This is a genomic window from Shewanella sp. FDAARGOS_354, assembly GCF_002209245.2.
Classification (GTDB): domain Bacteria; phylum Pseudomonadota; class Gammaproteobacteria; order Enterobacterales; family Shewanellaceae; genus Shewanella; species Shewanella xiamenensis.
This window is the reverse complement of the sequence record NZ_CP022089.2, coordinates 2,393,322-2,418,014: the sequence shown is the minus strand read 5'-3', so window position 1 is coordinate 2,418,014 and position 24,693 is coordinate 2,393,322. Positions and strand designations below refer to the sequence as shown.

General features: G+C 47.3%; 19 protein-coding genes. 15 read left to right on the top strand and 4 right to left on the bottom strand.

Annotated features, from left to right (window positions below; translation table 11 throughout):
- Positions 1 to 734 precede the first annotated feature (734 nt).
- From CEQ32_RS10970 to CEQ32_RS10955, 4 genes are all read left to right on the top strand, one after another.
- Positions 735 to 2,924, top strand: coding sequence for a TonB-dependent siderophore receptor (locus CEQ32_RS10970; protein ID WP_055647154.1), 2,190 nt, complete (start codon positions 735 to 737; stop codon positions 2,922 to 2,924).
- Positions 2,925 to 3,333: 409 nt separating this feature from the next.
- Positions 3,334 to 4,623, top strand: coding sequence for an NCS2 family permease (locus tag CEQ32_RS10965; RefSeq protein WP_037414991.1), 1,290 nt, complete (start codon positions 3,334 to 3,336; stop codon positions 4,621 to 4,623).
- 177 nt (positions 4,624 to 4,800) lie between these two features.
- On the top strand, positions 4,801 to 5,919 hold the full coding sequence (proB, locus tag CEQ32_RS10960; protein ID WP_037414989.1) for a glutamate 5-kinase: 1,119 nt from the start codon (positions 4,801 to 4,803) through the stop codon (positions 5,917 to 5,919).
- A gap of 12 nt (positions 5,920 to 5,931) precedes the next feature.
- Positions 5,932 to 7,209, top strand: coding sequence for a glutamate-5-semialdehyde dehydrogenase (locus CEQ32_RS10955; protein WP_088586011.1), 1,278 nt, complete (start codon positions 5,932 to 5,934; stop codon positions 7,207 to 7,209).
- Positions 7,210 to 7,267: 58 nt separating this feature from the next.
- Here the strand turns inward: CEQ32_RS10955 and CEQ32_RS10950 are convergent, their stop codons facing one another.
- The 3 genes from CEQ32_RS10950 to CEQ32_RS10940 form a co-directional block, all read right to left on the bottom strand.
- A complete protein-coding gene (locus CEQ32_RS10950; protein ID WP_088586010.1) occupies positions 7,268 to 7,570 on the bottom strand; it encodes a hypothetical protein in 303 nt (100 codons plus the stop codon).
- 110 nt (positions 7,571 to 7,680) lie between these two features.
- A complete protein-coding gene (gene ybaK, locus CEQ32_RS10945) occupies positions 7,681 to 8,157 on the bottom strand; it encodes a Cys-tRNA(Pro) deacylase (protein ID WP_088586009.1) in 477 nt (158 codons plus the stop codon).
- Positions 8,158 to 8,280: 123 nt separating this feature from the next.
- A complete protein-coding gene (locus CEQ32_RS10940) occupies positions 8,281 to 9,201 on the bottom strand; it encodes a DMT family transporter (RefSeq protein ID WP_088586008.1) in 921 nt (306 codons plus the stop codon).
- 286 nt (positions 9,202 to 9,487) lie between these two features.
- Between CEQ32_RS10940 and dnaK the strand changes: the two genes are divergently transcribed.
- Both dnaK and dnaJ read left to right on the top strand, forming a co-directional pair.
- A complete protein-coding gene (gene dnaK / locus CEQ32_RS10935) occupies positions 9,488 to 11,407 on the top strand; it encodes a molecular chaperone DnaK (protein WP_088586007.1) in 1,920 nt (639 codons plus the stop codon).
- A gap of 109 nt (positions 11,408 to 11,516) precedes the next feature.
- Complete coding sequence (gene dnaJ, locus CEQ32_RS10930; RefSeq protein WP_037414972.1) at positions 11,517 to 12,650, top strand: molecular chaperone DnaJ; 1,134 nt, start codon at positions 11,517 to 11,519, stop codon at positions 12,648 to 12,650.
- A gap of 268 nt (positions 12,651 to 12,918) precedes the next feature.
- Here dnaJ and CEQ32_RS10925 read toward each other — a convergent pair whose 3' ends face one another.
- The gene (locus tag CEQ32_RS10925) at positions 12,919 to 13,152 is read right to left on the bottom strand and encodes a phage integrase N-terminal SAM-like domain-containing protein (RefSeq protein WP_050991405.1); all 234 of its coding nucleotides are present in this window, start codon (positions 13,150 to 13,152) and stop codon (positions 12,919 to 12,921) included.
- Between the two features lie 197 nt (positions 13,153 to 13,349).
- Here CEQ32_RS10925 and CEQ32_RS10920 point away from each other — a divergent pair, with 197 nt between their 5' ends.
- The 9 genes from CEQ32_RS10920 to carB all read left to right on the top strand — a co-directional run bounded on the left by CEQ32_RS10920 (position 13,350) and on the right by carB (position 24,656).
- Positions 13,350 to 14,024 (top strand): hypothetical protein, encoded by a 675-nt coding sequence (locus CEQ32_RS10920; protein ID WP_037430410.1) that lies wholly within the window; start codon positions 13,350 to 13,352, stop codon positions 14,022 to 14,024.
- A gap of 128 nt (positions 14,025 to 14,152) precedes the next feature.
- Positions 14,153 to 14,821, top strand: coding sequence for a hypothetical protein (locus tag CEQ32_RS10915; RefSeq protein WP_037430411.1), 669 nt, complete (start codon positions 14,153 to 14,155; stop codon positions 14,819 to 14,821).
- A gap of 534 nt (positions 14,822 to 15,355) precedes the next feature.
- Positions 15,356 to 16,696 (top strand): DEAD/DEAH box helicase, encoded by a 1,341-nt coding sequence (locus CEQ32_RS10910; RefSeq protein WP_088586979.1) that lies wholly within the window; start codon positions 15,356 to 15,358, stop codon positions 16,694 to 16,696.
- Positions 16,697 to 16,828: 132 nt separating this feature from the next.
- Positions 16,829 to 17,422, top strand: coding sequence for a GNAT family N-acetyltransferase (locus tag CEQ32_RS10905; RefSeq protein ID WP_037430412.1), 594 nt, complete (start codon positions 16,829 to 16,831; stop codon positions 17,420 to 17,422).
- Between the two features lie 135 nt (positions 17,423 to 17,557).
- A complete protein-coding gene (locus tag CEQ32_RS10900; protein ID WP_037415087.1) occupies positions 17,558 to 18,367 on the top strand; it encodes a M48 family metallopeptidase in 810 nt (269 codons plus the stop codon).
- A 192-nt stretch (positions 18,368 to 18,559) separates the two neighbouring features.
- Positions 18,560 to 19,177 carry an FKBP-type peptidyl-prolyl cis-trans isomerase gene (locus CEQ32_RS10895; protein WP_037430413.1) on the top strand — a complete coding sequence of 206 codons (618 nt, stop codon included), beginning with the start codon at positions 18,560 to 18,562 and terminating at the stop codon, positions 19,175 to 19,177.
- A 70-nt stretch (positions 19,178 to 19,247) separates the two neighbouring features.
- The gene (dapB, locus tag CEQ32_RS10890; RefSeq protein ID WP_037415093.1) at positions 19,248 to 20,060 is read left to right on the top strand and encodes a 4-hydroxy-tetrahydrodipicolinate reductase; all 813 of its coding nucleotides are present in this window, start codon (positions 19,248 to 19,250) and stop codon (positions 20,058 to 20,060) included.
- A 168-nt stretch (positions 20,061 to 20,228) separates the two neighbouring features.
- On the top strand, positions 20,229 to 21,404 hold the full coding sequence (carA, locus tag CEQ32_RS10885; RefSeq protein WP_088586006.1) for a glutamine-hydrolyzing carbamoyl-phosphate synthase small subunit: 1,176 nt from the start codon (positions 20,229 to 20,231) through the stop codon (positions 21,402 to 21,404).
- A gap of 27 nt (positions 21,405 to 21,431) precedes the next feature.
- Positions 21,432 to 24,656 carry a carbamoyl-phosphate synthase large subunit gene (gene carB, locus CEQ32_RS10880; RefSeq protein ID WP_088586005.1) on the top strand — a complete coding sequence of 1,075 codons (3,225 nt, stop codon included), beginning with the start codon at positions 21,432 to 21,434 and terminating at the stop codon, positions 24,654 to 24,656.
- Positions 24,657 to 24,693 lie beyond the last annotated feature (37 nt).

Below are 24,693 nucleotides of genomic sequence, written 5' to 3'. Positions count from 1 at the left end.
ATAATAGTTTTCGTGGACAGGGCATTAAGCCTTTCCCCTCTAGTCTATCCAGGATGGATACCCTTCTCCAAGGACCCGAGTGACAAGTCGTCTCAACGGATTTGAGAATCTCTAGTTCCAAGGAACCGAGCCAAGCTTTACTAGAGTACTTAATCTCAACTTTACTTAGGAGTAATTGACTATGTCTTATACAGGCAACAACCATTTTTATTGGCAAAATACTTGGTTTAACACTGATGTTTTGCGTGGCGGTTTATTCGCTATGAGCTTTAAGGGCTAACTATCCCTTTAAACCTAGTTTCCATCATCCATCAACCTTTGTATCGCCTTTTTGGGCGTGTTTAGACTCAAGTAGCATATCGGTGTTTTTGCATGGGTATGCCAGGTTTTTCCCGCTAGCGCGGTAATGTACTTCCCCGAAAGGGACGCTTGAAACATGTCTTGCCTGCTCATTGAGCAGGCTTTTTTTTAGCTTTTTCTGTCGTTATGACGCAATGCCTCTCATTCCTTCCCATAAACGTAAAATTTTTTGCGGCCATCTTGCGATGACTACTCTTCGCAATAGTTAATTTAATTAGCTGTTTTTAAAACATAAAACCTTGTCATTAATCTATTCATCTTTTTGTACGACTTAAGAATGATGAATTTGTTACATTTGTCACATAAAATACAAATGCAAATCGTTCTCAATGGTGTTACCGTATGCGCACCTTGACAAAACTTGCTGAACGACTATGCGTTTTAATCTACTTCCTCTGGCGGCTGCGGTCACGCTAGCCTTGAATCCTTTGGCATTGATGGCTGAAGAACAAACCTCTTCTAAAACAGAGGCACAAGATCAAAATATCGAAAAAATCACAGTGATGGGTAAATACACTGTGAGTCGCAATATTGATACCGCGACAGGTCTAGGACTCACATTACGAGAAACGCCTCAGTCGGTCAGTATCATGACGGCAGATCGAATTGAAGATCAGGCGTTAAATACTGTGGTCGATGTGGTCAACAACACTGTGGGTTTATCATCTTCAAAAACCGACAATGTGCGTAACGGTTTTTCGGCCCGCGGTTTTACCGTGCAAAACTATCAAATTGATGGTGTGCCTTTATCTTGGAGTTTAGGCGGTGATGCTGGCGAAACGGTATCAGATGTGTCTATCTACGAGCGCGTTGAAGTCGTGCGTGGCGCTACCGGATTATTAACTGGCGCTGGCGATCCTTCCGCCTCGATTAACTTAGTGCGTAAGCATGCTGACAGTTCTGATCTTAAAGGTTATGTGGATGTCGCCACTGGAAGTTGGGATAAAAAACAAGTCACCGCGGATGTGTCTAATGGTCTGAATGAAGACGGTAGTGTGCGTGGCCGTTTGGTCGCTAAGTATGTGAATAGCGATTCCTATCAAGATCTATATCAAGACCGTAAAACCATTCTCTATGGTGTTGTCGATAGCGATATCACCGCCAACACTTTACTGCGTGTCGGTGGTAGCTATAACCACAACGATCCGAAAGGGGCGATGTGGGGCGCATTGCCCGCCGTCTTTAGCGATGGTTCTGCCACAGATTGGGATACATCGACCACTACAGCCGCCGATTGGAGCCGCTGGGAAACTAAAAACATTAACTACTTTGCTAACCTAAATCATTACTTTAGCAATGGCTGGCAAGTGGTGGCCAACTACAACCGCATGGAATATGAAACCACCACTAAGATGATTTACATGTCGGGTTTACTCGATAAAGACACGGGGGCGGGGCTTAGTGGTCAGCGTTATCACAGCCATGGTGAAAGTAACTCGAATAACTTTGATGTGCAGCTTAAGGGCGACTATGACCTCTTTGGTCAAACCCATGAGTTTGTGACGGGGGCTTTGTATAGTAAGCAAAAATCCTACGCTGATACCTATGAGCCTATCCGTGACAATATGACGGGTTGGGACTCACAAGTGGTCGATAACTTCTACAAATGGCAACAAAATCAGTTTGCTGAGCCTGAATGGTCGAGCAATGCGAACCGTCAACTGAATATGGATACCGAGCAAAAAGGTTTCTACGCGGCGACCCGCTTGACCATTACCGATGATTTTAAACTGATTGCCGGTGGACGTATTTCAAGCTGGAACCGTGAAGGCGTGAGCTATGGTACCGATACTAACTTTGGTGATGATGGCGTGTTTGTGCCCTATGTTGGCACCTTGTACGATATCAATGACGCGCATCGTATTTACGCCAGTTATACCGGGATTTTTAATCCGCAGAATAAACAGGATGCAAGTGGTGATTATCTTGACCCATTAGAGGGGAAAGCATATGAGATTGGTTTAAAAAGTGCGTATTTAGATGACCGTCTGCACACATCGTTAGCATTGTTTAAAATCGATCAGGATAACTTTGGTAAACAAGACCCGGACTTTGTACCGACTGAAGAGCAAATCGCCAACGGCCAAACGACCGCATACTATGCTATCCAAGGTACGGAAAGTAAGGGCTTCGAGTTAGAAGTGGTTGGGGAGTTTATCGACGGTTGGAATATTTCAGCTGGCTATTCACAATTTAAAGCCGAAGATGCTGAAGGAAATAAGTTGGATACAACCAGTCCACGTAAGCAATTTAAACTGTTTACTACCTATCAATTTGTGGATTTATTGCCAGAGTTAACCATTGGTGGTGGAGTGAATTGGCAAAGCGACAGTTATTCTACAGGTGGCAATGTCACTATCACGCAGGATGCCTATTCTTTGGTGAATCTAATGGCGCGCTACGATCTGGCTGAAAACATGGATTTGCAGTTTAACGTAGAGAATTTGCTGGATGAGAAATATTACGCTTATATGTCAACCTCTAGTTATTTACCAGAAGCTTACAGTGTGTATCACTACGGTGCTCCACGTAACTTTACCGTCAGCTTTAACTATCGCTTTTAAGCATTTTTCCCGTTGAACTCAAAAAGCCGATGCCCTTAAGGGCGCTGGCTTTTTGCTATCGACTTCGATCCCATAGGCTGCGCAGATGCAGCCTAATATGCCTGTATGGGAAAACCATTGTACTGTTTTGTGATTATTTCGCTTTAAAAACAATGCGCTGTTAATCCTGAACGACGTTTGAATTTTTCCTAGATTAAGACTGGTATGCTAACCCCTATTTACAGTGAACTTTAATGTAAATTAAGTGCGGTGGTTTTTTGTTCTGTTTAGCGATTTCTATCAATAAAATCCCTATCAATTTTCTGGCCTGACCAGCACAAACTCCCTATAATCCCCTGCGAAAAACACTGCTACATAGTGTTTACATTTTTAGACCCTACCTACTTAAAAATAAAAGGAACCCAGTTCCATGTTAGAAAAGCTGTTCAAACTGAAACAAAATCAAACGAGCCTCAAGCAGGAAGCGATAGCAGGTTTGACAACATTTATGACGATGGCCTACATCATTTTTGTGAATCCCATGATGTTAGCCGATGCGGGTATGGATCATGGCGCCGTGTTTGTGGCTACCTGTTTAGCTGCGGCCGTAGGTTGTATCGTGATGGGTCTGATGGCGAATTATCCTATCGCGCTCGCCCCAGGTATGGGACTCAATGCCTTTTTTACCTACACTGTGGTGGGTGAGATGGGCTACAGCTGGGAAACGGCACTCGGTGCGGTTTTCTTATCGGGGATCTGCTTTCTAATCCTATCTTTAGTGCGTATTCGCGAGTGGATTGTTAACAGTATTCCTATGTCGCTGCGTATTGGTATTGCTGCGGGTATTGGTCTGTTCTTAGCGCTGATCGGCCTTAAGAGTGCAGGCATTGTAGTGGCAAGCCCTGCAACCTTAGTGACCATGGGCGATATTACTGCGTTTCCGGCGGTGATGGCTGTATTAGGTTTCTTCCTGATTATTGCTATGGTGCAGCGTGGCATGAAGTCAGCGGTGATTTTAAGTATCCTGATCATTACTGGGCTTGGATTGGTGTTTGGCGATGTGCATTACAACGGCATCGTCTCTATGCCGCCTTCAATTGCGCCCACGTTTATGGCGATGGATTTATCCCAAGTGTTTGAAGTAACGATGCTCTCAGTGGTGTTTGCCTTCTTATTTGTGGATTTGTTTGATACTTCAGGCACCTTGGTTGCGGTTGCACAGCGTGGTGGCTTTCTCGATGAAAAGGGCCGTTTACCTCGATTAAATCGTGCCTTAACCGCTGACAGTTTAGCGACGATTGCGGGAGCAGCTTTGGGGACTTCTACCACCACCAGTTATATCGAAAGTACTGCTGGGGTGAGTGCGGGCGGTCGAACTGGCTTAACGGCGGTGGTGGTTGGTTTGCTGTTTATCTTGGCATTATTTTTATCGCCTTTAGCAGGGATGATCCCCGCCTATGCCACGGCAGGTACGCTGTTTTATGTGGCTATTCTGATGATGTCAGGGTTGGTTCACGTTGAATGGGAAGACTTAACTGAGGCTGCGCCTGTAGTCGTGGTGTGTATCCTGATGCCGCTGACCTTCTCGATTGCGACGGGGATTGCACTGGGAATTATTTCCTATGCGGCCATCAAACTGTTAACGGGTCGGTTTAGCGATTTAAATATCGGTGTGCTTGTGCTCGCGGCGATGTTTATTGCGAAATTTATTTACGGCTGATACTTAGAACGAGTTGCCGTTTAAGGGATATTTTTTGAGGGTCATCTAATCGATGGCCCTTTTTAATGCGCGATCCCAAGCAGAATTGAAAATTTCTACCCGCATCCAGCCCTCTGACTACCAATTATCTAGCGGATTAGGTATAAGGATTGTACGGTTATTTTCTACAAATGAATAATGAACTTAAGTGAGATAGCGTATCGCCGCGTGGTGGTGAAGTTGGGGACGAGTGTGCTGACCTCTGGCAGTAAACAGCTAGATAAAGCCCATATGGTTGAGCTTGCTCGTCAAATGGCCGCACTGATGAGATCAGGGGTCGAAGTCGTATTATGTACTTCTGGGGCAATTGCCGCAGGACGCGAACATCTCCAATACCCGGTATTGCCCGACACTATGGCTAACAAACAGTTATTAGCCGCTGTCGGGCAGAGTCAGCTTATTCTCGCTTGGGCGCAACTCTTTAGCATCTACGGTTTACATGTGGGCCAATTGCTGTTGACCCGTGCAGACCTACACGATAGAGAGCGCTATTTGAATGCCCGCGATACGCTTAATGCCTTGCTGGCACACAATATTATCCCCATCATCAATGAAAATGATGCGGTTGCAACTAACGAAATCAAAGTGGGTGACAACGACAACTTGTCAGCGCGCGCAGCATTGCTGTGTGATGCTGATCTGTTGATTTTGTTGACGGATCAAAAGGGCTTATTCGATGCTGATCCACGCACCAATCCCAATGCCAAACTGATTTCGCAGGTTGAGAAAATTGATGACAGTTTGCGCCTGTTAGCGGGTGGTTCGGTCTCGGGGTTAGGCACCGGGGGGATGTCGACTAAGCTCGAAGCGGCCGATATCGCTCGTCGTGCGGGGATTGAAGTGGTCATTGCCTCGGGCCATCATCCTGATGTGATTAAAAAGGTGGTCGCTAAAGAATCCATTGGCACCCATTTTAGTGCCATCGAAAATCCGTTAGAGAGCCGTAAACAGTGGATTTTAGCGGGACCCGCCGCCCAAGGTTCACTGGTGCTCGATGCGGGCGCCGTTAAAGCCGTGACCGAAAAAGGTCGCAGCCTGTTATCGAAGGGCATTATTGGCGTTAAAGGGGAATTTGAACGCGGGGCAACCCTGCAATTGGTTGACCAAAAAGGCAAAATCATTGCCAGAGGCATAACTCGTTACTGTGGTGAGGCCTTAGGGTTAATTGCAGGTAAACATTCCGACGAAATCGAGTCTGTACTCGGTTACGATTATGGTGACGCAATAGTGCACCGCAACGACATGGTCGTCTTATAAGCGAGGTCTGTTTTGAGTCAAACTAATCAAGCGCAATATTTACAACAACTGGGTAGTCAAGCTAAGCAAGCCAGCTATGCCTTAGCAAATCTAAGCGCCGCACAGAAAGCGGATTTACTCGAGGCGATTGCCGAGGCCTTGACGCAGAACACTCAGGCTATTCTTGCGGCGAACGCCAAGGACGTTGTAGCCGCAAAGGCTGATGGTTTGAGTGATGCGATGATCGACCGTCTATTACTGACCGAGTCGCGCCTAGCGGGGATTATCGGTGACATTAGCGATGTGGTTCGCCTTGCCGATCCCGTTGGCGAAGAGTTCGGTAGCCGAGTGTTGGACAATGGCTTAAGGCTCACGCGCCGCCGAGTCCCGCTTGGGGTGATTGGGGTTATCTATGAGGCACGGCCGAATGTAACGGTCGATATTGCGGTGTTGGCACTTAAAACCGGTAATGCGGTGATTTTACGTGGCGGAAAAGAGACCCTCGAATCCAACAAACTGATTAGTGAAGTGATCCGTGGCGCGATTGCAAGCCAAGGGCTGCCTGTCGATGCGGTGCAATTGATTGATTCTCCCGATAGAGCCTTAGTCACAGGGTTACTTAAGCTCGACCAATATGTCGATATGATAGTCCCCCGTGGCGGACAAGCCTTACAGCGTCTTTGCGCCGAGCAAGCGACAATTCCGGTGATTTTAGGTGGCATTGGGATCTGCCATCTGTATGTCGATAAACATGCCGATCTTGAGCGGGCTCTTGAGGTGATTGCCAACGCAAAAGTGCAGCGCCCAACGGTATGCAACGCTCTGGATACCTTGCTGGTGGATAACGCTGTTGCCGAGCGCTTTGTGCCACAAATTGCCGAATACTTACATCGTTTAGGTGTGCGTTTTTCGGTGTGCGAACAAAGCTATACACTGCTCGATGGGTTGGGGTTTGATATTTCCCCGGCAACGGAGCAAAGCTTTGCGACCGAATGGTTATCTTTGACCTTAGGCATTAAAGTGGTGAGTGATATTCATGCAGCAATTGCCCATATCCGTACCTATTCCAGTGGACACTCTGAGGCGATTCTGACCGATGATATCCATGCTGCAACGTATTTTATGAATGAGGTTAATTCGGCCGCTGTGTATGTAAATGCCAGTACCCGCTTTACCGATGGCGGCCAATTTGGCCTAGGTGCCGAGGTGGCAGTGAGTACGCAAAAGCTCCATGCCCGTGGTCCAATGGGGCTTGAGGCGCTAACCACCTATAAGTGGTTAGCGTGGGGCGATTATACGAGTCGTTCATAGCCTGATTGGTACACTAAAAAGCCGCTGAAAAGCGGCTTTTTAGTGGTAAATCTTTATCTTAGTGGATAAGTGGGGTATAGGTGGCAATCAGCCATAAACATACAAAAGCGATTGACATCACTGTGGTGAATTTTCGAAAGGGCCGGATATATTCCAAGGTATAGATAAAATACTTCTCTTGCACTTTGCGAGTCAGTAATACCGACGGAAGTAAAAAACTGCAATAGAGCATCACCACCATGGTGGTAAAACCATTCCCCCAAAAATGCTCGTAGATAAAAAGGGCGATACACACCAGCATGGCAACCCAACCGATAGGGGTTATGCCATCTTCTTGATTCCAATGGGTTGATTTTTCCATATGACTATCCTTAGTCACTTAACCGATTGTTTAATTTATAGACGGTTAAGGGGGGCTTTTCAATGATTTTATGGATAGCGTGTAAAAGAATTTTCTAGACCGAGTTTAAGTTATAGGGTTTTAATATCGGCAAATGATCCGCGGCACAACTTCGCTAAGTCATTTGCAGCGAGACATATCTCAAGCCCACGGCGACCAGCACTGACATAGATGTTGTCAAATTGCTTCGCAGTTTCATCAATCAGCGTTGGCAGTTGCTTCTTTTGCGCTAACGGGCTGATCCCTCCAACCAAATAGCCGGAAGACTTTTGCGCTAAATCCGCATCGGCCATTTGCAGTTTTTTCTGGCCTAAACATTTGGCTACGGCTTTTAAATTGAGTTGATGATCAACCGGAACGAGCGCAACCGCAAGCGGCGAATGCGCTTTATCGGTCGCGACCAGTAAGGTTTTAAATACCTGCGCGGGAGCGAGGCCTAATACATTGGCGGCTTCTTCGCCGTAGGCGGCGCAGTGTGGGTCGTGGCTGTATTCTAAGATTTCAAAGGGGATTTTGGCTTTCTTTGCCATTTGTACGGCAGGTGTCATGCTTTACTCCTTGCGTCAATTTCTGGGGCAATAAAAGTCCGCCATAGTAGCTCTTTATTGGCGTTTAAAATGTTAGCTCGGGCATAAATTATCTATACCCGAGTAAGGCACCTTATCCGTTGCTTAGTCCGCAAGTTTGGTATTGAGTTTGGTTTTGCGCTCCAGATAGCGCGGGAATAACTGCTGCAACATCATGCCGCTTAAAATAAAGCCTAGGCCAATGTAGGTTGCGGTGGCGATGGTTTCTTGCAAAATCCAAGCAATAAAACCAATCGACATCACCGGCGATAAAAACACTAAGGTGCTGATATTGGCGGTACGAGTCGCAGTTTTAAGCGCCATTAACCAGAGTACAAAGGTAATCCCCATTTCAAATAAGCCGACATACATCCCCGCCATCACGGCTTTAATGCTAAAGCTAGGGATCGCATCGGTAAGTAACAGCGTGATGGTAATAAAGGGTAAACCGATTAAAAAGCTCAACAGTAGGCTGACGACGGGGTCGCCTTGATCTTTGGTGTTCACAATCCAATATAGGCACCAGAGCAGGGTGCTAGTCAGCGCCAGCCCAATGCCAAGGGGGCTATCGAAGCGAAAACCGCTAATATCGCCGCCGGTGGCAATAATAAATACCCCAGAGTAGGCAATCAGTGCCGCAATCATATCGCTCTTACGCAAATGTTGTTTTAGCAGTGGCGCAGCTAACAGCGGTAGCAATACCGCCCACGTGTAATTAAGTGACAGCGCCTGCTGGGCGGGTAACAGTGAATAGGCTTTAAAGAGCACCACATAATAAAGAAAGGGATTAATCAGCCCAGTGATCAGATAAAAAGTCGGGCGACGCAACAGCTGCGTTTTAAGTAGCGGTAGCTTTTTTTGCCAAGCGAGAATGGCCCCTAGAGCGACGATTGAGGTGAGTACCGCCACAAATACCAGTTGTAGTGGTGTGTAAAATCCAAGGGCAATTTTAAATGCGGTTGCCACCGTCGACCAGAGGAATACCGCACCCATGCCGTACACATACGCCAAATTTGAAGATTTCACACTCTTACCTTATGCACTTAAACCGCCACTCAATGTGCGCAGATTGAATAACAGCTATTGTTTATATGCAAGCGGATTTTGCCGTTTTGAATATTTTATACAGCTGAGTTTTTCGAAAAGATAAATCAGAAAATTTTTTGTATGGCCCTTGTAATTAAATTCCCTGTCCCAATATAGGTGTTAAGGCTGAGAAGGTGGCCAACAGTGGACTTGAAAAAAATGCGTCCGGCCCCATATCAAAACCAACTTATTAATTTAGTTTGACAGAAATTTTTCGGAGGACCTCATGGGTAAAATTATTGGTATCGACTTAGGCACAACAAACTCTTGTGTAGCTGTCCTCGATGGTGGCAAAGCACGCGTATTAGAGAATGCTGAAGGCGATCGCACAACCCCTTCTATCATCGCTTATACCGATGATGAGACCATCGTGGGTCAGCCAGCAAAACGCCAAGCTGTAACTAACCCAAATAACACATTCTTCGCGATCAAGCGTTTGATCGGTCGTCGCTTCAAAGATGACGAAGTTCAACGTGACGTGAACATCATGCCATTCAAAATTATCCAAGCCGACAATGGTGATGCTTGGGTTGAATCACGTGGCAACAAAATGGCTCCACCACAAGTTTCTGCTGAAATCTTGAAAAAGATGAAGAAAACTGCAGAAGACTTCTTAGGTGAAGAAGTGACAGAAGCGGTAATTACCGTACCTGCATACTTTAACGATTCACAACGTCAAGCCACTAAAGATGCTGGCCGCATCGCAGGTCTTGAAGTTAAACGTATTATCAACGAACCAACGGCTGCAGCTCTGGCCTACGGTATCGACAAGAAGCAAGGCGACAACATCGTTGCAGTGTATGACTTAGGTGGTGGTACATTCGATATCTCGATCATCGAAATCGACAGCAACGACGGCGACCAAACCTTCGAAGTATTAGCGACTAACGGTGACACTCACTTAGGTGGTGAAGACTTTGACAACCGTTTAATCAACTACTTAGCTGACGAATTCAAGAAAGAGCAAGGCTTAGATCTGCGTAAAGATCCATTAGCAATGCAACGTCTGAAAGAAGCGGCTGAAAAGGCGAAGATTGAGCTTTCAAGCACCAACCAAACAGAAGTGAACCTGCCATACATCACTGCCGATGCAACAGGTCCTAAGCACTTAGTGGTGAAAATCACCCGTGCTAAGTTAGAGTCACTGGTTGAAGACTTAATCATTCGTACTTTAGAGCCATTAAAAGTGGCACTGGCTGACGCTGATTTATCAGTATCAGACATTAACGAAGTGATTTTAGTGGGCGGTCAAACCCGTATGCCTAAGGTTCAAGAAGCAGTGACTAACTTCTTCGGTAAAGAACCTCGTAAAGACGTAAACCCAGACGAAGCCGTAGCCGTAGGTGCTGCGATTCAAGCGGGCGTACTGTCAGGCGACGTGAAAGACGTTCTGCTGTTAGACGTAACACCACTGTCTCTGGGTATCGAAACCATGGGCAGCGTAATGACCAAGCTGATTGAGAAAAACACTACTATTCCGACTAAGGCACAGCAAGTGTTCTCAACAGCCGATGACAACCAAAGTGCAGTAACCATTCACGTACTGCAAGGTGAACGTAAGCAAGCAAGCGCGAACAAGTCATTAGGTCAGTTCAACCTTGACGGTATTGAGCCAGCACCACGTGGCATGCCACAAATCGAAGTGATGTTCGATATCGACGCTGACGGTATTCTGCATGTTTCTGCAACCGATAAGAAAACCGGTAAGAAACAAAACATCACCATCAAAGCTTCTTCTGGCTTAAGCGAAGAAGAAGTGGCGCAAATGGTACGTGACGCTGAAGCCCACGCTGAAGAAGACAAGAAGTTTGAAGAGTTAGTGCAATCTCGCAACCAAGCAGATGGCTTAGTTCACGCAACTAAGAAACAAGTTGAAGAAGCGGGCGATGCACTGCCAGCAGACGACAAAGCTAAGATTGAAGCGGCAATGAGCGCAGTTGAAGTTGCAGCAAAAGGCAACGACAAAGAAGCCATTGAAAAAGCGACTCAAGAGCTGATTGAAGCGTCTGCTAAGCTGATGGAAATTGCTCAGGCTAAAGCTCAAACTCAAGGCGGCGCACAAGAAGGTGCTGCTAAACAGTCTAACGCGACTGCCGATGACGTTGTCGATGCTGAATTTGAAGAAGTGAAAGACGACAAGAAATAACATTTGCTCTCAATCAAATTGATTGATTTCAAATAGTTAATTTCTAGGCGGGCGTTACGGGGAAACCCTAACGCCCGTTCGTTCAACTTAAGCTGAGAAGCATGAGATTATGTCAAAGCGAGATTATTACGAAGTATTAGGCGTTGGTCGTGACGCCAGCGAACGTGAAATTAAAAAAGCCTACAAGCGTTTGGCGATGAAGTTTCACCCCGATCGCAACCCTGGCGACAAAGCTGCTGAGGCGAGCTTTAAAGAAGTTAAAGAAGCCTACGAAATCCTTACCGATGCCAACAAAAAAGCGGCCTATGACCAATTTGGTCATGCGGGTGTGGATCCGAATCGCGGCGGCGGTGGTGGCTACGGCGGCGCGGGAGATTTCGGCGATATTTTCGGTGATGTCTTTGGCGATATTTTCGGCGGTGGACGTCGTGGCGGTCAACGCCAAGCGGCCCGCGGCTCAGATTTACGTTACAACCTAGAGTTATCACTGGAAGAAGCCGTAAAAGGCCTCACCAAAGAACTGCGTATTCCAACCTTAGCTAGCTGTGATGTGTGTGACGGCAGCGGTGCGAAAAAAGGCACTTCGGCGACCACTTGTACAACCTGTCATGGTCAAGGCCAAGTGCAAATGCGCCAAGGTTTCTTCACCGTACAACAGCCATGTCCAACCTGTCATGGACGCGGCAAGATCATTAAAGATCCTTGTACTAAGTGCCATGGCGATGGCCGTGTCGAAAAAACGAAGACATTGTCAGTTAAGATCCCAGCAGGTGTCGACACTGGCGACCGTATTCGTTTAGCGGGTGAAGGTGAAGCGGGCGAGTTTGGCGCGCCAGCGGGCGATTTATATGTTCAGGTCAGTGTGCGTGAACATGCCATCTTTGTTCGCGATGGCAACAACCTCTACTGCGAAGTGCCGATTTCATTCAGTAAAGCGGCGCTCGGCGGCGAGATTGAAGTGCCAACACTGGACGGTAAAGTCAGCCTGAAGATCCCTGCCGAAACGCAAACGGGCCGTATGTTCCGTCTGCGTGGTAAAGGGGTTAAATCGGTTCGCAGCCATGCCGTTGGCGATTTGCTCTGCAAAGTCGTGATGGAAACGCCAGTCAACCTAAACGAGCGTCAGAAAGAATTACTGCGTGAGTTTGAAGCGACCTTAACCGGCGAATCAAAGAAGCACAGCCCAAAGGCTGAAGGCTTTTTCGATGGCGTGAAGAAGTTTTTCCAAGACCTAAATAGCTAATTAGGTTGGGTGGCGCAGCGGTTATGTTAGCAGCGCACGAGATAAATAAAGCCTCGCAGTGTTTAGCACTAGCGGGGCTTTTTTATGCTTGATTGCATGCTCAAATTTCAAACTCTGTCCGCAGCAATCAATTAAGCACTGTCATTTCAGTGACTCGCCATAAACTCTTCCCTGAGGGCTCGACGACGGCATCCATGCCGTCAACGGTCACTTCCATGGCAGTGCTTAATTCTTTTTAAGTCCTGCGTATACCTGATAAATGTTCTGTCTAGCCGATCTTTCCTGTAACGGTGCTCCATGAATGGGAGGCAATCAAATCGGCAAAATAGCGCTTCAAATCATATGTAGTCAAGTGGGCTGGGCGGCAATCAAAATAAGTCGCAATTCGGCGTATCGCTTGGCTATAGACATCAATGGTTGCAGACCTCTTGCCATGCAAGGTTAAGTGGGTAAGATGTTGTTCATCAGGTAAATCAAAGCGTTGTTGTTCGTGAATGTCCATGATGATATTTCTAGGTGTGCGGCCGAAGCAGGTTGCGTCTAGCAAGTATTTTGAATGTAGGGAAAAAGATGGCTTTATCTTGTTCCTGGCAAAAAGCGACTTCGTTCAACAAGTGGCTCAACTGTTCGCTTCGTTCACTGGGACGTTCTAAAGCCCGCCTCTTGACTAAAGTTATGCACTAAATCAAGGTTGAAAACATGGAATCAAATCAGTTTTTAGGTCTAGTAAAATTCTTCAGGAACGAAGATTTCCTTGATAGTTTACGAGATGGTTGTTTCCACTGTACACCTCCAGAAGTTTATCGGCTTGATGAGCAAGAAGGTGTTTCAGACAAGTTTGAGAGCTGCGCATACTCTTATAGAAAAGATCGAGGCGACTCGCCAATCATAGCCAAATTTGGTGATATTGATATTAGCGATGCTTTAGGGATAACAGTACATAATCGAAAAGAAAAAGATGCTTGGATGCATTGCTGGTTTTCACTGCGTTTACCTAAGGATCTGGAAGCTCTAGAAAAGCTGAAAGATGATGTGGCTAAAATGAAAGCTCAATTTGGGACTCATTACGCGTTCTTACCTGCTCAAAATCTAAAGCCACTGGTTTCCAAGTTACAAGGCTTAAGTAATAAACCACTATTTTGTGGTGAGGTTGAATACACTGGAGACAGATCAAAGTGGGGAAATTTGGTTAAAGCTCTGGATTATGCATATCAACGCGAATATAGATTTTTGTTTGGTGAATGTTCTACAACTGAGACTGATTACTATATATTCAATAGTCATGATGGCTTTTCAGATCTAATTCTTAAAAATACCGATTTTAAACTACAGAGTGATGATGGCGAACAAATTTGGTTTGATCTCAGAGCATAGCAAATAGTTGGTGCTCGTAAATTTCCGTAGAGCGCGGTGTTATGTATGCGATAAACACTAGTAATAAGAAACGCGAAGATTTTTTACTAACCACCGACTTGTATAGGATTTTATAGGTTGATTCTTAAATGCAAATACAAATTTTAATGAGTACATATTTATCTATACATCACGCAAAATCAGCCGCTCATTTTTCCAGACTTGCTGCCCGTATAGAAAATAATGAAAATCAACTGAATAGGAGCGAAATAGCCTCCCATGTGGGAGCTTCAATACTTTCTGCTGTCGCATTTTTGGAGGCAACAATAAATGAGTTGTTTGCTGAATCGGAAAGGGACTCAAATGCTTGGTTAGCTAATGTCACGGACAAAAGTAAGAAATTAATCAAAACGTTGTCAGAAATCGATGCAATAGATAGAGCCAATATACTTGAGAAATATGACATATTTTTAGTTGCTGCGGGTTTTGAACCAATAAGTAGAGGTTGTCCTGAAAGCCAAAATGTAAAGGCCCTGATTACTTTGAGGAACAACATTACTCACTATAAGGCTTCTTGGCTGGACTCTGGATCTAAGGAGCTAATGCGCAAAGGTAGCTCTCACAAGGGTAATTATTGGATTGAACTGAACCAGCTTATTTTCGGTAAAAATCACAATCACAAAGCACATACGTGGGAACAAAGCGAGTATGCCGAATGGGCTTGTAAATCTTCATTTGAATTCGTTGAGGCCGTGTTTAAAGTATTAGGATCTCCGTCAAACATTAATCATGTGCAAGAAGATTTACTTCTGAGATAGCATCAATAAAACAATTTCAGAACAGGCACAAAAAGTAGTTCATTCTCTAGTGGCAGAACAAAAGAAACACAAAAGAAAGGACAGGCGGAACTCTTTCAAGATTAACAGCTGACACAGTAATTTCAGGAGTTCACCTTCCCCTGCGAAGTTGCTGAAGGGCGTTGAAGGAAATCGCGTGAGCGAGGCATGGATGCCGAGTTAGCTTTCGGGGTACAGGATGTACCATCGGAAGCGTTAGCGATTTTCGAATAAGCACGAAGCCAGTCTCTAATGCATGTAACTTCGCTAGGGCGGCAAGGGAGATCCAAGAGGGGATTGCTGTTGATCCCCTCTTGGTCGGGTGTGGGTTGAAGACCCACGACTTTGATTTAAAAACCTTTAACTCAATCATTGCTTGTCGATAGTTGGTAATCCGATACGTCACTGGATATGACGAAACAACTATCCCAAGGCTTTAGTCCAAGCCGAAACAACATTGGTATTAGCAGCCAACTCTGCGTAAACTTTCGCTCCCATGTTTTTATCGGTGTTGTGATGACCATTCCTAAACCTTCTCCTTCCACAGAGTCTTCCCCTGAGCCGTTAACCTTTGCCGAGCTTGGCGTCAATGTGGCGTTATGTTCGGTATTGCCAGCCGGGCTCAAGCATCCGACACGGGTGCAGCAATTAGCGATTCCGGCGATTCTGGCGGGGCGGGATGTGTTAGCGCTGTCGCAAACCGGTAGCGGTAAGACCTTGGCTTTCGGTTTACCTTTGCTGCAAATCCTCTGGCAACAAATTGCTGAGCAAACGATGGCTAAATCCGTGCCTGCGGCTAATCCACTGGCATTAGTGTTGGTGCCAACGCGTGAGTTAGCGCAGCAGGTAACGATAGCGTTGCACGCGCTGGCGAGTAAGTTATCGTCTTCTTTGAATATTCAGCTCCTCTGTGGCGGTATCGCGCAGGAAGAGCAATTAGCCGAACTTGCCGCTAAACCGCAGTTTGTGGTGGCAACCCCTGGGCGCTTATTGGATTTATGCACGCAGTCCTATATCCGTCTCGATTCGATAAAATATCTAGTGCTAGACGAAGCCGACCGCTTACTGGAAATGGGATTTTGGCCCGATGTGCAAAAGCTGATGACCATGATGCCTAAGCGTAAGCAAACCTTACTGTTTTCAGCCACCTTGCCAGAGGCGTTGGATTCCTTGGTGGGTAAATTGCTGAGCAATAATCCCCTGCGGGTTGAAGCCAGTACACGCAATGCTGTCGCCGCCGAAATCGAAGAGCAACTGTATTTAGTCAATAAGGGCAGTAAGGCGCAGGCATTGATTGCGTTACTCAAACAATATCAATGGCCGCAAGTGCTAGTGTTTATCAGTGCCCGCGATGATGCTGATGCGATAGCGAAACGACTCGTTAAGGCGGGGATAAATGCTGCTGCGCTGCACGGTGAAAAAGATCAAACCGTGCGCAGCCAAACCTTGGCCGACTTTAAAGCCAATCGTATTCAAGTGGTGGTGGCGACAGATTTGATGGCCCGAGGTATTCATGTTGATGCCTTACCAGTGGTGATCAATTTAGATTTACCCACCAGTGCGCCTGTATATGTGCACCGTATTGGCCGCACCGCAAGGGCGGGCGCCAAAGGGCTCGCTATCTCTTTGGTGTGCCATGGTGAAGTGCCAAGCTTAACCGCGATCCGCAACTTGACGGCGCGTGAGTTACCGTTAGCATCATTGGCAGACTTTCCGGTGACCGATAAGCCGAGCGAAAGAGCTAGAGAAGATGGGGCCGAGAATAAGGTTGTACCTAAGCGTCCACCTCGGGATAAACAGGCGAATCGTCGCAGTATTAATAAGCACAGCGTCAAAGCCTTTAAAGGCAAGCGTTGAGATAAGCCCGCGCTGCTATCCATAAACTGCTAGCACTTATTGGTACTGTTTACCGGTTTCCGCTGGGTGAACTATATAGCGAGTTTAGGGACTTACTGACATTAGCGGTTTATTCACATGAAAGGAGCTGGCATGGCGTCGACATTGGCGATAGGTAACGCACTTCACCATATGGTAAATCACGGTTTAACCACCCAACGTTTTACGCTTCGAGCATTTCAGCGAGCGGATCTTGAAGCTTTTACCGCCTATCGAGCCGAGCCTAAGGTCGCCAAATATCAAAGCTGGACGGATTACTCTTATAGCGATGCTGTCGCGTTATTCGAGAATATGGATTACGCACAATTTGGCGCGGCGGACACTTGGTTTCAATTGGCGATTGTCACTGAGGCATCGTTTGCGACGCCTGCCACCTTAGTGGGCGATGTGGCGCTGCATTTTATCGATGAGCAGCAAATGGAAATCGGCTTTACGATTGCGCCTGAGTATCAAGGCCAGCAGGTTGCGTTTGAGGCCGTCAGCGCATTGCTGGGTTATCTCTTTGTGGAATTAGATAAGCATCGTGTTATTGCGATAACCGATGTAGACAATCTTGCCTGCTGTAGATTACTCGAAAAACTCGGCTTTCGGCGCGAAGCCCATTATGTCAAAAATATCTTCTTTAAGGGTGCATGGGGCGATGAGTATCTCTATGCCATGTTAAGGGAAGACTATATTGCACCTTAACTGGCGCTAGGCTCACTCGTGCTACCAGACAAGATTCTGAATCTCGTTTGGCTTCTGCTTGCTATCTCAGTAAAATCTTAATCATGATTAGTTGAGTCTGCTAGCTTCAGCCTCGTTCGGATTAAGGAGTTCCCTATGAAATCAATAACACTCGCCTTAGTGGCGGTTGGACTCACGTTAGGATTATCGGGCTGCGCGACCACTAAATCGCCCACGGGGCGTGGCCAAACCTTGCTGTATTCGGCATCGCAAATGCAGCAAATGGGGGATGCTTCTTTTGAAGAAATGAAAAAGCAGCAAAAGATCAGCAGCGATAAAAAGCTCACCCAGTATGTAAATTGTGTGGCGAATCGCGTCACCGCTGTGCTACCCGATCAAAGCCAGAAGTGGGATGTCGTGCTATTCAACTCCGAGCAAGTGAACGCCTTTGCATTGCCTGGCGGACACATTGGCGTGTATACCGGATTATTAAAAGTCGCGAGCACGCCGGATCAACTCGCGACAGTCTTAGGCCATGAAGTGGCCCACGTATTAGCCCAGCACGGTAATGAGCAGGTCTCTCGGGCGCAGATGACGGGGATGGGGATGCAAATCGCCGATGCCGCCCTTGGCGCGAGCGGCGTTTCAAACCGTGACTTATATATGTCGGCTTTGGGGCTTGGTGCGCAGGTCGGGGTGATTTTACCCTTTGGCCGCGCTCAGGAGAGTGAGGCGGATGTGATGGGGCTGGAGCTGATGGCACGGGCAGGGTTCGACCCTGCCCAGAGCGTGGTGCTGTGGCACAATATGTCGAAAGCGGGAGGTAGCCAAGGGCCAGAGCTGTTATCAACGCATCCATCCAACAGCAATCGCATTGCCCAACTCGAGCAATTACAGGGGCAAATGCAGCCTTTGTATCAGAGCGCAAAGGCGAGTATCAAAAATCAATGCGTGTTGCCTAAATAGTCATTCAGAGCGTGGCGATCGTTTAGATGCAGGCCTTATCTTGCCGCAATTAGGCGCTATTGCTGGATAAATACGCATCGGTTACGTAAAATCGCCGCCAAAGTTAAATAAGCAGTCAGTTTATCAGCATAGGGCGTGGAACTATGGTAAACTGGCGCGCAAAATTCCATTGAACATTGAGAGTCGTTAATTATGTCTGATAAATTCAGTACTGTTGAACAGCAAGCAAGCTATGGTGTTGGTCGTCAAATGGGCGAGCAACTGGCTGCCAATTCTTTTGAAGGTGTGGATATTGCTGCTGTTCAAGCAGGCTTAGCCGATGCGTTTGCTGGCGTTGAAAGCGCTGTATCTATGCAAGATATGCAAGTTGCATTCACTGAGATCAGCCGTCGCATTCAAGCGGCTCAAGAGCAAGCAGCTGCTGCGGCTTCTGCTGAAGGTGAAGCGTTTTTAGTGGAAAACGCTAAACGTGCAGGCGTGATCGTGACTGACTCTGGTCTGCAATACGAAGTATTAGTTCAAGGTAGTGGTGCAAAACCAACCTACGAAGATACTGTTCGTACTCACTACCATGGTTCTTTCATCAATGGTGATGTGTTCGACAGCTCTGTTGTTCGTGGTCAACCAGCTGAATTCCCAGTATCTGGCGTTATCGCTGGCTGGACTGAGGCACTGCAACTGATGCCAGTAGGCACCAAGTTAAAATTATTCGTTCCACATCACTTAGCTTACGGTGAGCGTGGTGCGGGTGCTTCTATTCCTCCATACTCAACCTTAGTGTTTGAAGTCGAGTTATTAGACATCGTCTAATGTGATTGAAACGCCTAAGCCAGTCTTAGGCGTTTTTGTATGGAAGACAAAAAAGATTGAGGAGATTGAAATGAGTGGACAAGTGAGAGTTGCAATTGTCGGTGCGGGTGGACGCATGGGACGGACTCTTATTGAATCGGCTTATCATCAAGAGCACATTCGCTTAGGCGCGGCGATTGAGCGTTCAGGTTCAAGCTTAATTGGCGTGGATGCGGGCGAGCTTGTCGGTGTGGGTAAGTTAAATGTCATTATCATGGATTCGCTTGACTATGCGACCGATGACTTTGATGTGCTGATTGATTTTACTGCGCCAGAGGCCAGTATTGTCCATTTAGATTGGTGCGTACGCCATAAGAAAGCCATGGTGATCGGCACAACCGGTTTCAATCATGCTCAAAAAGAACAAATCAATGCCTTTGCCGAGCAAACGCCGGTGGTGATGGCGCCGAATATGTCTGTGGGTGTCAATCTGATGTGGAAATTGCTTGAGTTGGCCGCTGAGGTCATGGGCGATTACACTGATATCGAGATTATCGAAGGTCACCACAGATATAAGAAAGATGCGCCATCTGGCACGGCACTAAAAATGGGTGAAGTGATTGCCAAGACCTTAGGTCGTGATCTTGAAAAATGCGCCGTCTATGGCCGCGAAGGGATCACTGGCGAGCGTGACCGTGAAACCATCGGTTTTGCGACTGTGCGCGCGGGTGATTTAGTCGGTGAGCATACCGCCATGTTTGCCGATATTGGTGAGCGTTTAGAGATCACCCATAAAGCCTCAAGCCGTATGACCTTTGCCAACGGCGCTATGCGTGCCGCTCATTGGTTGGTGGAGCAGAAACCGGGTCTGTATGATATGCAGCAGGTATTAGGTTTACATTAAAATTAAAAAACGCCATTTGGCGTTTTTTTTTGCACTCAGATACCAATGTATAGACGAGTTTGAGTTTATCCTGTAAACTCGCTGGAATTTGTCAAAATTTCGTAAATCAGCGGAAATTGGTATCTTAACATAACATAAAAACATTATATTTCAGTGGCTTGGCTCTTTATGGAGGTCGCGTTGACAAAGTCTGCCTTACTCGTACTCGAAGATGGAACCGTATTCACTGGCACAGCAATAGGTGCCGATGGTCTCTCAGTTGGTGAAGTTGTTTTTAACACTTCGATGACGGGATACCAAGAAATTTTAACTGATCCCTCTTATTCACGCCAGATAGTAACTTTAACCTACCCCCACATTGGTAATACTGGTACCAATAATGAAGATGTCGAATCCAATGGGGTTCATGCTTGTGGTTTAATCATTCGCGATCTTCCGCTCATAGCAAGTAGTTTCCGTAATCAACAAACCCTTAGCGATTATCTCAAAGCAAACAATGTTGTTGGCATCGCAGATATCGATACTCGTAAATTAACTCGAATCCTCCGTGAAAAAGGTGCCCAAGCGGGTTGCATCATGGCGGGTGCTGACTTAGATGAAGTCAAAGCGCTTGCAGCTGCTAAAGCCTTCCCAGGTTTAAAGGGCATGGATTTAGCGAAAGAAGTCACTACTGACAAAGCCTACCCATGGCGTAAAGGTAGCTGGCGTTTAGTGGGCGGTTTGCCTGAAGATACTCCAGCAGAAGCGCTTAAATACAAAGTGGTTGCCTACGACTACGGCGTTAAGCAAAACATCCTGCGTATGTTGGTTGACCGTGGCTGTGATGTGACGGTTGTTCCTGCAAAAACACCCGCTGCTGACGTGTTAGCGATGAACCCAGACGGTGTGTTCCTCTCTAATGGTCCCGGTGACCCAGAGCCATGCGACTACGCGATTGAAGCGATTCAACAAATCCTGAAAACCGATACGCCGATTTTCGGTATCTGTTTAGGCCACCAATTACTGGCATTGGCATCAGGCGCGAAAACCTTAAAGATGAAGTTTGGTCACCATGGTGCTAACCACCCAGTGAGCAATATCGAAAAAGGTAACGTGATGATCACCAGCCAAAACCACGGTTTTGCTGCCGATGAAGCCACATTACCAGCCAATATCAAAGTGACCCACAAGTCACTGTTCGATGGTTCATTGCAAGGTATCCATCTGACGGACAAACCTGCGTTCAGCTTCCAAGGTCACCCTGAAGCGAGCCCAGGTCCTAACGATGCGGCCCCACTGTTCGATCACTTTATCGAGCTTATTGAACACTATCGTCTTGTAACGAAAAGTCAGAACGCTAAGTAATACGCAAGCTAGGAGAAGAGAGAAGCAATGCCAAAACGTACAGATATAAAGAGTATTCTTATCCTAGGTGCAGGCCCAATTGTGATTGGTCAGGCGTGTGAATTTGACTATTCAGGCGCTCAAGCCTGTAAAGCCCTGCGTGAAGAAGGTTACCGCGTCATTCTGGTGAACTCTAACCCTGCCACCATTATGACCGACCCTGAAATGGCCGATGCCACTTACATCGAGCCAATCCAATGGGAAGTGGTACGTAACATTATCGCCAAAGAACGCCCAGATGCGATTCTGCCTACCATGGGCGGTCAAACCGCGCTGAACTGCGCGCTTGAGCTTGAGGCTAAAGGTGTACTGGCTGAATTTAACGTTGAAATGATCGGTGCGACCGCCGACGCGATTGATAAAGCAGAAGACCGTAGCCGCTTTGACAAAGCCATGAAGAGCATTGGCTTAGAATGTCCACGTGCGGGCATCGCCCACAGTATGGAAGAAGCCTATGGCGTGCTTGAGCAAGTGGGTTTCCCTTGTATTATCCGCCCATCGTTCACTATGGGTGGTTCAGGTGGCGGTATCGCCTATAACAAGGAAGAGTTCGAAGAAATCTGTTCTCAAGGCTTAGATTTATCGCCAACCAAAGAGCTACTCATCGACGAGAGCTTAATCGGTTGGAAAGAATACGAGATGGAAGTGGTTCGTGACCGTAACGACAACTGCATCATCGTCTGTTCTATCGAAAACTTCGACCCAATGGGCGTGCACACCGGTGACTCTATTACCGTAGCACCCGCACAAACCCTGACTGACAAAGAATACCAACTGATGCGTAACGCCTCTATGGCCGTACTGCGTGAGATTGGTGTTGAAACCGGTGGTTCGAACGTACAGTTTGGTATCAACCCGAAAGATGGCCGTATGGTTATCATCGAGATGAACCCACGGGTATCGCGTTCATCGGCACTGGCATCTAAAGCAACGGGCTTCCCGATTGCGAAAATCGCCGCCAAGTTAGCGGTGGGTTTCACCCTCGATGAGCTGATGAACGACATTACTGGTGGTCGCACGCCAGCCTCGTTTGAACCTGCAATCGATTACGTTGTGACTAAAGTCCCTCGCTTTAACTTTGAAAAGTTTGCCGGCTCAAATGATCGCTTAACCACGCAGATGAAGTCAGTGGGTGAAGTGATGGCAATTGGCCGTACTTTCCAAGAGTCACTACAAAAAGCCCTGCGCGGTTTAGAAGTAAGCCGTCACGGTTTAGACCCGATTACTGACATGTCAAAGCCTGATGCGTTAGCCCGTATCCGCCTCGAGCTAAAAGAGCCAGGTTGTGACCGTATTTGGTACATCGCCGATGCGATGCGTGCGGGTTTAACCCTAGATGAAATCTTCCGCTTAACCAATATCGACCCATGGTTCTTAGTCCAGATTGAAGAGTTGATTAAGCTGGAAGGCCAAGTGGCCGAAGGCGGTTTAGCCGGTCTTAACGAAGAGCTGCTGCGTAAGCTTAAGCGTAAAGGTTTTGCCGATGCGCGTCTGGCGGCGGTCCTTGGCGTAAACGAGACTGAAGTGCGTAAACTGCGTGACCGTTTCGACATCCACCCTGTTTACAAGCGCGTAGATACCTGTGCGGCTGAATTTGCCACCGACACCGCTTACATGTACTCAACCTATGAGGAAGAGTGTGAAGCTAACCCATCTAACCGTGACAAAATCATGGTGTTAGGTGGTGGTCCAAACCGTATCGGTCAAGGTATTGAATTCGATTACTGCTGTGTGCACGCGGCATTAGCACTGCGTGAAGACGGTTATGAAACCATCATGGTGAACTGTAACCCTGAAACCGTTTCTACCGACTACGACACTTCAGATCGTCTGTACTTCGAGCCTGTTACCCTAGAAGATGTGTTAGAAATCGTCCGTATCGAGAAGCCAAAGGGCGTTATCGTGCAGTACGGTGGTCAAACTCCGCTGAAACTGGCTCGCGCCCTTGAGGCGGCGGGTGTGCCGATTATTGGTACTAGCCCAGATGCGATTGACCGTGCAGAAGACCGTGAGCGTTTCCAGCAAGCGATTCAACGCCTGGAAATGAAGCAGCCTGAAAACGATACCGTCACTACGGTTGAAGGTGCTGTGATTGCCGCCGAGCGTATCGGTTATCCGTTAGTGGTGCGTCCATCCTACGTACTGGGCGGCCGCGCGATGGAAATCGTTTACGACCAACAGGATTTACTGCGCTACTTCAACGAAGCGGTAAGCGTATCTAACGCTTCACCAGTACTGCTAGACCACTTCCTAGATGATGCTATCGAAGTGGATATCGACGCAGTCTGTGACGGTGAAACCGTAGTTATCGGCGCGATTATGGAGCATATCGAGCAGGCGGGTGTTCACTCAGGTGACTCAGGTTGTTCGCTGCCTCCTTACACCCTAAGCCAAGAAATCCAAGATCGCATGCGCGTGCAAGTCGGCAAGTTGGCGATGGAGCTGGGTGTTGTTGGTCTGATGAACGTGCAGTTTGCCGTGAAGAATAACGAAATCTACATGATTGAAGTTAACCCACGTGCAGCGCGTACCGTGCCATTTGTGTCGAAAGCGACTGGTGTGCCGTTAGCGAAGATTGCCGCCCGTGTGATGGCAGGTCAAAGCTTAAAAGCGCAAAACTTCACTCAAGAAGTCATCCCACCTTTCTACTCTGTGAAAGAAGTGGTACTGCCATTTAACAAGTTCCCTGGCGTTGACCCACTGTTAGGCCCAGAAATGCGCTCAACGGGTGAGGTAATGGGCGTGGGCGATACCTTCGCCGAAGCCTATGCTAAGGCGCAGTTAGGTGCGACTTCTGAAGTGCCTAAGTCTGGTCGTGCACTCTTGTCTGTGCGTAACAGCGATAAGAAACGTGTTGCCGACTTAGCCGCTAAGCTGATTGAGCTGGGTTATCAAATCGACGCCACCCACGGTACAGCGGTTATCCTAGGTGAAGCGGGTATCAACCCACGCTTAGTGAACAAGGTACACGAAGGCCGTCCACACATTCTTGACCGCATCAAGAACGGTGAGTACACCTACATTGTGAACACCACCGAAGGCCGTCAAGCGATTGAAGACTCGCGTCAATTACGTCGCGGTGCACTGCGTTACAAAGTGAACTACACCACGACCATGAACGCGGCATTTGCCACTTGCATGGCACACGCTGCGGACGATCGCACTAACGTGACGTCAGTGCAAGAGCTGCATCAGCGCGTATTGGCTAAATAAGCCATAAGCCTCTGCAATCAAAAGGCCGGATAACTGA